General features: G+C 72.1%; 8 protein-coding genes. 4 read left to right on the top strand and 4 right to left on the bottom strand.

Annotation, left to right across the window (positions count from 1 at the left end; translation table 11 throughout):
- Positions 1-6 precede the first annotated feature (6 nt).
- Positions 7-1,026, top strand: a complete 1,020-nt coding sequence (locus IE153_RS15270) for a LacI family DNA-binding transcriptional regulator (RefSeq protein WP_189590251.1) — start codon at positions 7-9, stop codon at positions 1,024-1,026.
- Here IE153_RS15270 and IE153_RS15275 read toward each other — a convergent pair.
- Entirely contained in the window at positions 1,023-4,973 is a 3,951-nt protein-coding gene (locus tag IE153_RS15275) for a glycosyl hydrolase family 2 protein (protein ID WP_189590334.1), read from the bottom strand. The genes IE153_RS15270 and IE153_RS15275 overlap by 4 nt on opposite strands.
- 209 nt (positions 4,974-5,182) lie before the next feature.
- Between IE153_RS15275 and IE153_RS15280 the strand changes: the two genes are divergently transcribed.
- Together IE153_RS15280 and IE153_RS15285 are read left to right on the top strand one after the other, a co-directional pair.
- Positions 5,183-6,469, top strand: coding sequence for an MFS transporter (locus IE153_RS15280; protein WP_189590252.1), 1,287 nt, complete (start codon positions 5,183-5,185; stop codon positions 6,467-6,469).
- Positions 6,470-6,471: 2 nt separating this feature from the next.
- Positions 6,472-7,935: an L-fucose/L-arabinose isomerase family protein gene (locus IE153_RS15285; RefSeq protein ID WP_189590253.1), complete on the top strand. Its 1,464-nt coding sequence runs from the start codon at positions 6,472-6,474 to the stop codon at positions 7,933-7,935.
- Positions 7,936-8,061: 126 nt separating this feature from the next.
- On the opposite strand, the gene IE153_RS15290 is transcribed toward IE153_RS15285, so the two are convergent.
- Entirely contained in the window at positions 8,062-9,168 is a 1,107-nt protein-coding gene (locus IE153_RS15290; protein WP_189590254.1) for a branched-chain amino acid aminotransferase, read from the bottom strand.
- A gap of 16 nt (positions 9,169-9,184) precedes the next feature.
- The gene (locus IE153_RS15295) at positions 9,185-10,228 is read right to left on the bottom strand and encodes a 3-isopropylmalate dehydrogenase (protein WP_097220902.1); all 1,044 of its coding nucleotides are present in this window, start codon (positions 10,226-10,228) and stop codon (positions 9,185-9,187) included.
- Between the two features lie 154 nt (positions 10,229-10,382).
- On the opposite strand from IE153_RS15295, the gene IE153_RS15300 reads away from it, so the two are divergent.
- A complete protein-coding gene (locus tag IE153_RS15300; protein ID WP_189590255.1) occupies positions 10,383-11,963 on the top strand; it encodes a purple acid phosphatase family protein in 1,581 nt (526 codons plus the stop codon).
- A 54-nt stretch (positions 11,964-12,017) separates the two neighbouring features.
- Here the strand turns inward: IE153_RS15300 and IE153_RS42365 are convergent, their stop codons facing one another.
- Positions 12,018-12,149 (bottom strand): hypothetical protein, encoded by a 132-nt coding sequence (locus tag IE153_RS42365; protein ID WP_104781486.1) that lies wholly within the window; start codon positions 12,147-12,149, stop codon positions 12,018-12,020.
- Between the last annotated feature and the right edge of the window lie 234 nt (positions 12,150-12,383).

Consider the following 12,383-nt stretch of genomic DNA (forward strand, 5'->3'; position numbering starts at 1 on the left):
GAGGGGGTGGACGCCGTTCCGGCACGCCCCGCCCGCATCCAGGACGTCGCCGCCGCCGCCGGTGTCTCGGTGTCGACGGTGTCGAACGTGCTCAACCGGCCCGAGCGGGTCACCGCCCAGACCGCCGAGCGCGTCCGCGTCGCCGTCGCCGCGCTCGACTACGTCCCCCACCCCGGAGCCGCGGGGCTGCGCACCGGACACTCCTCCGCGATCGGGCTGGTCCTGCCCGACGTCACCAACTCCTTCTACGCGCGCATCGCGCGAGGCGCCGCCGACGCGGCCTACGACCACGGCTACTCCCTCGTCCTGTGCCACAGCGGGGACGACCCCGAACGGGAGCAGGGCTACTTCAGCATGCTCGTCGAGCAGCGGGCGGTCGGCGTCGTCGTCGTACCGCTCGGCGCCGACCCGGGCCGGCTGGCCCGGCTGCGCGAGCGGGGCATCCCGCTCGTCCTGGCCGACCGCGCGATGCCCGACCGGGAGGGCTGCTCGGCCTCCGTCGACGACATCGCGGGCGGCCGCATCGCTGTACAGCGCCTCCTCGACAGCGGGGCCCGCGACATCCTCGTCGTCAACGGCGAGCGCGGCATACGCCAGTGCGCCGACCGCTACCAGGGCGCCCGGCAGGCCGTTCGCAGCCGCCGCGGGGCCCGGCTCGACCAGGTCGTGGCCGAGCGGATGACCGTCGCGTACGGCACGGAGATCGCCCGCGGGCTGAAGGACCTGCCCGACGGGGTGTTCTGCACCAACGACTTCCTCGCCGCCGGCCTGTGCCGGGGCTTGACCGAGCGGGGGGTGCGCATCCCCGAGGACGTGCAGGTCGTCGGCTACGGCGACCTCGACGTCGCGACCTTCGGGGCGACGACCCTGACCACGGTCCGGCAGCCGGTCGAGGACCTCGGCCGGGCGGCCGTGGAGATGCTGCTCGACGAGATCGAGGCCCGCGCCGACCACCTCCACGAGACCCGCGTCTTCGCCCCGGGCCTCGTCCTGCGCGACTCGACCCGGCCGTCCGCAGACGGCTAACACGAGGACGGAATCCGCAGCGTCACCGGCCCCCACAGCCCCGACGGCAGCTGCGACGGGAAAGCCCAGGCGGTCGGCGTGGCCTCCGCGAGATGCGGCGCCAGCGTGCCCCGGACCGTCACCTCCAGCAGGACGGTCCGCCCCGCGGACCCGCGCAACGGGAAGCGGTACGGCGCGCAGAACGCCTCACCGGCGAACTCCCCGTCGACCGACACCTCCACGCTGCCCCGCACCCGCCCGAGATCCAGCACGGGATCGGGCCCGGGCGGAACCTCCACCGCACGCGCGTAGGTCACGCCCCCGCTCCAGCCGCCCAGCCCCTGCTCGCGCCAGTCACCCAGTTCCAGCGGCGCCGCCACGGTCCGCACCCGAACCGGACCGTGCCAGGCGGAGCCACCCCGCAGCACCGTCGTGGGCTCGGTGACCACCTCGACCCGGGTGGGTGCCGGGAGCGGCTCACGAAGCGTCAGCCGACCGCCTGACAGGGCCGGTTCCGCTCCTGCCCCGACCCGCACCCGCGCGGGCAGCGCCAACGGCAGATCCAGCGACACCGTTCCCGCCGGCACGGTGAACCGGAAGCGCTGCGGCGACGGCCGGACGTCGTCGGTGGTCCGCAACGGCCGTACGGCACCGCCGAGCAGCGGGTGCCCGTTGAGCCACGCGGTGTCCGGCAGCGGGTGGGGCCGTACGGCGGCGTGACAGTGCTGCAACTCACCCCGCCTGCGCGTGTCCTCGACGGTCCGGCCCCGCCACGCGCCCGTCCCGGCCTCCCAGCCGGCGCCACTGACCAGGGACGTGAACTCGGACCCGGAGGTCGCCACCAGGTCGACGAACACGGCGTCCCGGACATCGGCGGTGTCGGCCACGACCTCCAGCGTGTGCTCGCCCGCCCCGAGCTGAGGCTCATGGCGGAAGAACATCGGCACGGTGCCCCAGTCCGCCGCGTAGTACTCCACTTTCTCCTGCCGTGCCACCACCTCCCCGTCGAGCAGCACGGTCACCGCCGAGGCGGCACCCACGACGAGCACCGCCCGCGCCTGTCCGGCCGGCACCCGGAGCCGTCCGCGATAGGCGACCCGGCCGTCGGGCCGGACCCCGTCGGGCGGACGCATGAACCGTGGCCGGGGGCCGAGCCCGCCCGGTCCGGAGAGACAGAAGAAGCTGCCGAGCGGTGTGCCGGCGGCTGCCGAGATGGTGGAGGGCCGGTCCTGGGCGTCCGACAGCTCGTACTCCAGCACATTGAGGTCGCGGGCCACGGTGACCGGGGCGGAGGCGAGGTAGCCGCCGTCGTACGGGCCCAGAGGCTGCCCGTTCCACCACACCCGCTTGACCGCCTCCGCGCCGACGTGCAGCTCGGCGAGGCCTCGATGGCGGGTCTCCACGAGCGCCCGGACCCGGGCGGTCGTGCCGCCGACCGGCACGGGGACCTGTACGAACTCCTCGTTCACCAGCCCCTTGGTACCCAGCAGTCCGCCCTGGTCCGGGAGGCCGCGGCTCGACGAGTACACCCCGGTCTCCCAGTCCGAGTCCGGTGGCACGAGGGGCCGTTCACCGGCCAGGACCCGCTCCGCGTCCGCGGAGTCCAGCGGTTCGGGAGCCCGGTCGGGAGACACCGGGGGCAGGACCCGGACCCGGTTGCCGTAGGTGACCCGGATCTCCTCCCACACCGAGCCCTCGGTCCACTCCATGGTCCAGATCTGCGGCTCCGCCACGGACGCTCCCGGGGGCAACGCCAGATCGCCCCAGGTGTTGTCCATCGTGGGGACCAGCCGGCCGTGCCAGCCCGACGAGACGTCGACCGTCCGGACCGCGGTCCTCCTCGCGGAGGGGGCCGGTGCCGGAGCCGGACGGCCCTCCCGCCAGACGACCAGGGCCGCCGGGGCGCCGTCCAGGGGCACCTCGATGGTCGACACGGCACCGTTGCCGGAGACCGTGACACGGGCGGGGTCGCGGGAGCCGGTCGCCGGGTTCCAGACCTCGGCCTCCGCGACGCACGCCCGGACGGTGACGGACGCGTCGCGCGCAGGCTCGGGCGCGGTTCCGGGCGGGCGCAGCGGATGCGCGCCGATCTCAGGGAAGGCCGCCGTGACCAGTGCCACCGCCTCGTGCCCCTTGCGCCGGACGAGCAGCGGTACCTCGCCCGTCGCGTGCCCGGCCGCGTCCGCCACCGCCACGGCGGCGGCCTCGGGGTCGGGCACCCGCTCCAGCCGGGGATGCGCCAGAAGGGCCGCCACGACCGAGTCGTCACCGGCCCGGCCCGCGGCCGTCCCCGGCGGACGGCCCACGACCACCACCCGCCCTCCCGCGTCGAGCAGTTCGCACAGCCGCCGTGCCGTCCCCTCCTCCAGCACGCTCGCCGAGGGCAGCAGTACCGCCCTGTAGGCGAGGCCCATGATCCGCAGGGCGCCGTCGGTGGCCTCGGCACGCTGGACCGAGTCGTCGTCGACGACGTCGAAGGAGATCCCGTGCCGGTCAAGGGCGCCGGCGTGCGGCCCCAGCCAGTTGTTGGAGCCGCACAGGTCCAGGTAGTGGCGCTGAGTCTCGTCGGCTTCGGCATGGCCGTCGCCCAGCCGCCCGTCGCCGAAGTGCCGGACCGGCGCGTCCAGCGGGATCAGCGCCTGCATGGTGGCGGTCGGATGCAGCACCGCCACATCGGCCGCGTAGCCGCCCCACGACATGATCGAGCAGATCCGGGCCACGGCCCGGGAGAACGCCGGGTACTGCTTCCAGTAGGGCTGGCGCCAGTCGGTGGACGGCGGCGCCCACTCGAACCAGCCGCCCGCGGTGCCGAAGTAACTGGCGTGCGGGTTGTACAGGTTGGCGCCGCTGCGCAGGAACGGCAACAGCCAGCCGTAGGTGTCCTCCAGCGTGCCGCCCCAGCCGGAGGAGTGGAACGCCTCGATCCACACGCGCTCGTGGCCGTGGAGGTGGGCCATGGAGGAGTGCACCTTGGCGTCGCCGTGATGGTCGCTGCCCGCGGCGCCGTACCAGCGGTGGGTGCGGAAGTAGTCGGTGTAGATCTGTGTGGACTGGGCCGGGTAGCCCGCGCGGGCGGGATGGCTCTGGTCGCTGCCCAGCAGCAGACCGCGCTCGCGGTGCCAGGCGGCGAGCGGCCGGAACAGCGCCTCCTCGGTCAGCTGAGCGCGGACCGCGTAGTAGTCGGAGCGGATCTTCCCCTCCGGCACCCCGGCGTCCGTGCCGAACAGGGACGGCAGGTGGTCGAGCAGGTCGTAGCCGCGCCGGGAGCGGAACTCGTCGGCGAAACGGTGGCTCCAGGCGTTGGTGCCGGGCAGTTCGTCCTGGAAACTGCCCGCGATGACGCTGCCGAGGTACTCCGGCACGCGGCGGTCGTACTCGTGGTGGACCGTGTCCATCAACAGGCCCACGGCGTGCGGGTCCAGGTAGTCGAACGCGGTCGGGACGGTGGTGACGAGCCGCACCTCGGTTCCGTCGGGGGCAGCCGTCCGCCCGTCCGCGTCGAGGTCGAGCCGCCGGCCCTGCCGGGAGTACGCGGCCAGCGGCGTCTCGGCATCCGTCAGGGCGACCGAACCCCGAGAGACGCGCACGTCACGGCAGCGCAGTGCGAGTCCGGCGGCCTCGGGATGACGCCGCGTCACACCGCCCTGCACATTGGCCCCGGAGAACCCGATCTGGTCGTAGAACCACAGCCGCGTGCCCAGCTCGGCGGCGATCTCGCAGGTGTCGGTGAAGCGCGCCCACCACTCCTCGCCGAACCACGCCGGATCGTCGGCCCGGGCCCCGAACGCCGGGCCGGCCGGGGCCAGATTGATGACGACCAGGTTGTGGACGCCGCCCTCCGCGAACGCCCGCACCTGCCAGGCGAGTCGCTCGCGGGTCACGTTCGCCCCCGACCACCACCACAGGGGAGTGGGGCCGAAGTCGCGGGGCGGATCGTCGAACAGTCGCCGGAGCTCGGGGGAGATCACGGACACGGTCCTTCCCCTGAAACGTTTTTCAGGCCGCTTTCACCGTAGGCGAGCTGGGGCGGCCACGCCATATCCCCGTACGGGGCCGAGGATTTCGGCGTCATGTCGCCCATGCGTGCGCGACACCTTGTTGCAACGTTTTTCTCGCCCTATATTCGCTGCGACCAGGCCCCCGGAACCGCGATGTCACCAGACGACGGAGTCGCATCATGGCCGGTACCCGCCCCATCCCTCCACCGCTCTGGAAGGCCGCCGCCCTGTCGGGCATGGCCTCCTACCTCGACGCCGGGCTGATCGTGAGCATCTCCGTCAACCTGGCCATCTACCGCGACAGTTACGACATGGGCGTGTGGATGGCCGGGGCGATCAGCGCGATCGTCACCGGCTGCATCGCCGTCGGATCCCTCGTCGGCGGACGACTCGCCGACCTCTTCGGCCGCCGCCGTGTCTACAACTGGGACATCTTCTGCTTCGCGATCGGCGCCCTCGTCATCACCCTCGCGCCGGACGACATCACCCTGCTCGTCGGCGTCCTCGTCGCGGGGCTCGCGGCCGGCGCCGACCTGCCGACGTCACTGGCCGTGGTGTCGGACGCCGCGCCCGCCTGGGCCCGGGGGAGACTCGTGGCGTTCACTCAGGTCATGTGGATGCTGGGCATCGCCGTCGCCATCTTCCTCGGCTTCGTCCTGTCCACCACGGGCATGACCGGAGCCCGGCTCATCACCGGACAACTCGCCGTCGCCGCTCTCGTCACCTGGGCCCTGCGGTCCCGGCTGAAGCTGCCCTACGAGCCGCCGGAGACGGAGACCGGCGCCGCCCCGGAAGCCATCTCCCTGAAGAGCGTGTGGACGCGAGCAGCCCTGCTGCCGATGGCCGCGACCTTCGTCTTCTACGTGACCTGGGGCCTCGGGGCCAACACCTTCGGCCAGTTCGGCACCTATCTGCTCGTCACCGTCAGCGACGCTTCGCAGAGCCTCGCCACCGGGATCAACCTGGCCTTCATCCCCGTCGGCGTGCTGCTCACCTTCGCCTTCGTGCGCGTCGCCGACAGCCCCTGGCGCGACCGGCTGTTCCACGTGGCCGCGGTGGTGCAGATCCTCGCCTTCGTCATCGCGTCCCTGACCGCCGGCGCACTCGTCGGAATGCTCGTCTTCTTCGTGCTCTACCAGCTCTCCCACCCCTTCGCCGGAGAGACCAACTACAAGGTGTGGTCGCAGCTCACGCTGCCCGCGGACACCCGCGCCACCACTCAGGGCCTGACCTACGCCCTGTCCCGGGGTGTCTTCGCGGTCGCGGCGTTCTTCACCCCGGCCCTGGCCGACCACAGCCCGTCCGTCCTGCTCTGGACGATCACCGCCTGCATGACCGCTGCGGCGTTCGCGGGCGTGTTCATCATCCGCGTCCTGGTCCCGCGATCCGCGAACCCCGCGCGGGACGCGGTGGACCTGCGCGTCCCCAGCACCTGGCCCGCCGGCCTCTCCGACAAGGAGCACTGACCATGGCAACGACCGCGGACCGCACGGCCGTACGGACCGCCGCCCTGCACGACCTGCTCCCCCCGGTCACCCGGCGCCGCACCCGGATCGGACTGGTCGCCGGCGGACTCGGCACGTACTGGCCTCAGTTCCCCGGCCTCCTCCCGCGGTTGAAGGAGTCGGCCGCCCATGTCGCCGACCGCTTCCGGGAGATGGACGCGGAGGTGACCGACGCCGGGTTCGTGTCCGACGCCCGGGAAGGCGCCCGCGCCGCCGAGGAATTGCGCAGGGCCGACTGCGACCTGATCGTGCTGTTCCTGACCACGTACCTCACCTCCTCGATGGTGCTGCCGATCGCTCAGCGTTCGCACACCCCGGTCCTGGTCATCGACCTCCAGCCGTCGGAGCGGATGGACCACGCGACCTTCGGCACGGGGGACTGGCTGGCCTACTGCGCCCAGTGCTCCGTCCCCGAGGTGGGCAACGTCTTCCGCCGTGCAGGCATCCCCTTCCGGTCGGTCTCGGGCTGGCTGCACCAGGAATCCGCCTGGGGGCGCATCGAGCAGTGGATCCGGGCCGCGCACATCCGGGCCGCGCTCCGGCACGGCCGGCACGGCCTCATGGGGCACGTCTATCCGGGCATGCTCGACGTGCAGACCGATCCGACACTGCTGGCCTCGACGTTCGGTTCGCACGTGGAGGTCCTGGAGTTCGACGACCTGCGGCACCGCGTGGAACAGGTGACGGAGGCGGAGACCCGGGAGCGGATGGCGCTCGCCCGGCAGGTGTTCACCCTCGACGAGAGCGTGGTGGAGGAGGACTTCGCCTGGGGCGCGACCGTGTCCGTCGCCCTGGACCGGCTGGTCGCGGACTTCGGACTCGACAGCCTCGCCTACTACCACCGCGGGCTCGACGGCGAACTGCACGAGCGACTCGCCGCCGGCATGATCCTCGGCGCCTCCCTGCTGACCGCCCGGGGCGTGCCCGCGGCCGGCGAGTACGAACTGCGCACATCCGTCGCCCAGTTGGCCTCCCAGAGCGTCGGTGCCGGAGGCTCCTTCACCGAGATCCAGGCCTTGAACTTCGAGGACGGCGTCGTGGAGATGGGCCACGACGGCCCCGCCCACCTCGCGCTCGGCGCCCGCGACCCGCTGTTGCGCGGCCTCGGCGTCTACCACGGCAAACGCGGCTGGGGCGTGAGCGTCGAGCTCGACGTCCGGCACGGCCCCGTCACCCTGCTCGGCCTCGGCCAGGACGCCGACGGCAGCCTGTCCTTCGTCACCTCCGAGGGCACCGTCGTACCGGGACCGCTGCTGGAGATCGGCAACACCACCAGCCGGGTCGATTTCGGCCGGGACCCCGGCGAATGGGTCGACGCCTGGAGCGCCACGGGCGTCGGCCACCACTGGTCCCTCGCGGTGGGCCGTCACACGGCCGACTTCCGGGCGGCCGCGAGCCTGCTGGGCATCGACCACCGGCAGGTCTGACCGTCCCCGCCGGGCGGCTCCGGCACCGACCGGAACGCCCGCGGGCCCGCGTCGACGAGGACCGTGCGGTTGCGCCGGTCGTGCGTGTGCCCGAGGCGAGCGCCGCCTCGGGCACACGGACCGCTGTCAGTGGACGCGGTGCACCCAGCCGTGCCGGTCCCCGGCGAGGCCACGCTGGATGTCCAGCAGCATCCTGCGGAGCTTCAGGGTGACCCTGCCGGGCGCTCCGTCGCCATGGATCCACTCGGCGCCGGTCCGCTTCACCACGCCGACCGGTGTGAGGACGGCCGCCGTGCCGCAGGCGAAGGCCTCGGTGAGGGCGCCCTCGGCGGCATCCGCCTGCCACTGGTCGACGGACACCGGGGCCTCGCGCACCCCCCAGCCGAGCTCTCGGGCCAACGTCAGCACGGAGTCCCGGGTGACGCCCGCGAGCAGCGACCCGGTCAGCGGCGGGGTGACGATCGTGGGCGGTGCTCCGGCCCGGCCTTCGTACACGAAGAACAGGTTCATGGCGCCCAGCTCCTCGACCCACCTGTGCTCCACGGCGTCGAGGTAGGCGACCTGATCGCAGCCTCGTGCCGCGGCTTCCGTCTGGGCGAGGAGGGATGCGGCGTAGTTGCCCCCGGTCTTGGCGTTGCCGACCCCGCCCGAAGCGGCGCGCACCCGGTCTTCGCACACCCAGATCGAAAGGGGTTCGACATCACCGGCGAAGTAGGCCGCCGCGGGTGAGGCGATCAGCGCGAAGAGGTACTCGTCGGCCGGCCGCATGCCCAGGCCCGGCTCCGTTCCCACCATGAACGGGCGCAAGTAGAGGGACTTCTCGGTGCCGTGCTCAGGGACCCAGGCCCGATCCTGGCGCAGGTGCGCCTCGCAGGCCTGGAGGAAGGCGGCGACCGGGAGTTCCGGCATCGCCATGCGCCGCGCCGAGTCCTGGAAGCGGCGTGCGTTCGTCTCTGGCCGGAAGAGCGCCGTCGTGCCGTCCGGCAGTCGGTAGGCCTTCAACCCTTCGAAGACCTCCTGGGCGTAGTGCAGGACGTTGGCCGCGGGATGGAGGGAGAGCGGCCCGAAGGGGACGAGCCGGCCGTCGTGCCAACCGCGTCCTGTGGTCCAGGTGATGGTCACCATGTGGTCCGTGAAGTGACGGCCGAATCCGGGGTCCGAGAGGATGGCCTCCCGTTGCGCGGCGGGCAGGACGTCGTCCGTCGGCTTCTTCTCGATCGTGAGCAGTGCCATGAAACCTCCCGCCGGGTCAGCCGGCTACGCGTACGGCGAGTGCGTCGCCGATCTCCGAGGTGGAGCGGGCGGGCTTGCCGGTGCGCTCCGACAGGTCGGCCGCGACCGCCTCGTCGATGCGGGCGGCCTCGGCCTCGTAGCCGAGGTGACGCAGGAGCAGCGCGACGGACAGCACGGTGGCGGTCGGGTCGGCCTTGCCCTGGCCTGCGATGTCCGGGGCCGAGCCGTGCACGGGCTCGAACATCGAGGGGAAGTCGCCGGAGGGGTTGATGTTCCCGCTCGCGGCGACGCCGATGCCGCCGGAGACGGCCGCGGCGAGGTCGGTGACGATGTCGCCGAAGAGGTTGTCGGTGACGATCACGTCGAAGCGCTCGGGCTGCGTGACGAGGTAGATCGTCGCCGCGTCCACGTGCATGTACTCGGTGGTGACCTCGGGGAACTCCTCGGCCACCTTGTTGAAGACGTTCGTCCACAGGTGACCGGCGAAGGTCAGCACGTTGTTCTTGTGGATCAGCGCGAGCTTCTTGCGGGGGCGGGCCTGGGCCCGGGCGAAGGCGTCGCGGACCACGCGCTCGACACCGAAGGCCGTGTTCACGGAGACCTCGGTGGCGACCTCGTGCTCGGTGCCCTTGCGGATCGTGCCGCCGTTGCCGGTGTACGGGCCCTCGGTGCCCTCGCGGACCACGACGAAGTCGATCTCCGGCTCGCCCGCGAGCGGGGTGGCAACCCCCGGCAGGAGCTTCGAGGGACGCAGGTTGACGTGGTGGTCGAAGGCGAAGCGCAGCTTGAGCAGGAAGCCGCGCTCCAGGACGCCGGAGGGCACGGACGGGTCGCCGATCGCGCCGAGCAGGATGGCGTCGTGCCGCTTCAGGGCGTCGAGGTCGGCGTCGGTGAGGGTCTCACCGGTGGCGTGGTAGCGCCGGGCGCCGAAGTCGTACTCCTCGGTCTCCAGCTTCACATCCTGCGGAAGGACGGCGGAGAGGACCTTCAGGCCTTCGGCCACGACCTCCTGGCCGATGCCGTCACCGGGAATCACTGCGAGATTGATGCTGCGAGACATGCGGGCACCCTACTCCTCGTCCCATGGGATGACACACGGTGTCCGTGATGCGGACAGTCGGGAGGCACCCGATCGGGGGACGGCACGCGTCCGTCGGGTGCCGTTCACCCGTATGTGGTGCGGCCGTTGGCCTCTGCTGGGACATTCACTTCCCATGGAGATCCCCCACTTCGGCCTCCCGCCCGAGCTCGCCGGCCGGATGAGCATGGCGGAGCAGCACGAGTACCTGCGGACCCGGCTGTCGCGGCGGCGCACGCTGGTGACGGCGGGCGCGGTGGCGAGCGGGCTGCTGACCGGCTGCTCCGCTTCCGGCTCCCGTTCGGGGCAGGCCGGAGCCACGGCGACCGGCGGCCCGTCGCCGAGCACGTCGCAGGCGCCCGGCTCCCTGGTCACCCCCTTCGGCCGCCATCTGGCCTTCGGCGCCGATCCGAAGACCCAGATGCGGATCTCCTGGCAGGTGCCGCTCGCGGTGAAGAAGCCGTACGTCCGGGTGGGCCTGCGCCCCGACGACCTCGGCCGCAAGATCGAGGCGGAGCTGCGCGACCTGCACACCCCGGAGCTGAAAGGCATCCGGGCGGCGGTCGAGCAGTACTACCTGCACGCCGCGCTGGACGGCCTGCGCCCTGACACGACGTACTACTACGGCGTCGGCCACGAGGGCTTCGACCCGGCCATTCCACGGCACCGGTCGACCGTCACGTCCTTCCGCACGGCCCCGGCGAGTCCGCCCGAGCGGTTCGTGTTCACCGCGTTCGGCGACCAGGGCGTCGGTGACGAGGCGGCCCTCAACGACCGTACGCTGCTGCGCCGCAAGCCCGCCTTCCATCTGCACGCCGGCGACATCTGCTACGCCGATCCGACCGGCAAGGGCAAGGAGTCGGACGTCTTCGACGCGAGCCAGTGGGACCGGTTCCTCAAGCAGACCGAGCCCGTGGCCAGGTCGGTGCCGTGGATGGTGACGACCGGCAACCACGACATGGAGGCCTGGTACTCGCCCGACGGCTACGGCGGCCAGCTCGCCCGGTTCTCCCTGCCGGACAGCGGCTTCGACGCGCGTACGGCACCGGGCGTGTACGCCTTCACGTACGGCAACGTGGGCGTGGTCGCGCTGGACGCGAACGACGTGTCGTACGAGATCCCCGCCAACTTCGGTTACACGGAGGGGCGGCAGACGAAGTGGCTGGACGGCAAACTCGGCGAGTTGCGGTCCTCGAAGGACGTCGACTTCGTCGTCGTCTTCTTCCACCACTGCGCGTACTCGACGTCCACGCATGCCTCGGACGGCGGGGTGCGCGCCGAGTGGCTGCCGCTGTTCGCCCGGCACGAGGTGGACCTGGTGATCAACGGGCACAACCACGTCTACGAGCGGACGGACGCCATCCGGAACGGCGAGGTGGGCCGGCCGGTGCCGGTCGGCGGGACGACGGATCCGCGGCGGGACGGGATCGTGTACGTCACCGCGGGCGGCGGCGGCAAGGAGCTGTACGGCTTCCCCGACGGCGTGAAGGAGAGCTACGAGGGGAACGCCGCCGACCACGAGCCGGTCAGCACGTTCCGGTGGACCAAGTCCCGGGACACCAAGGCGGAGTCGGCGCAGTGGTCACGGGTGCGCTACCGCGGTTTCTCGTTCCTCTCGGTGGAGGCGGTCAGCGGCGCCAGGCCGAGACTGAAGGTGTCGGCGCTGGCGTCGAGCGGTGAGCGGATCGACCACTTCGAGGTGCGGCGCGGGGCGTGAGACCCCGCGCCGCGCCTCATCGGGCGGCTCCCGGTCCTGTATGCGGTGTGCGGCTCAGTGGCCGCTGGATCCGCCGTTGTCCCTGCGGTCGAGGGCGCGCTGGAGCGCGGCGGCGGCGTTCTTCCGGTCGGACTCGGTCGTACGGGAGACGTGACGGACTCGGCGGCGGACGGTCGTCTCGGCCATGGGAAATCGACTCCTTCGACAGCACGGAGTGCACAGGGAGGTATACGAGACGCCGGAGGGGGCGGGGAGCGGTGCCGCAGGGGTTGCCTGCACGGGGCCCGGCTCACGACCGCCATTCGCTTGGTCGAGCGAGACGTTCGGCTCCTACAAAACTAAGGGAGCGCGGAGCGTCTGTCTCCACAATTACTCGGACTTCCTACTATCTGAGACGGTGGACTGGGTCACACCGTGCTG

Source organism: Streptomyces massasporeus, from assembly GCF_014648995.1.
Classification (GTDB): domain Bacteria; phylum Actinomycetota; class Actinomycetes; order Streptomycetales; family Streptomycetaceae; genus Streptomyces; species Streptomyces massasporeus.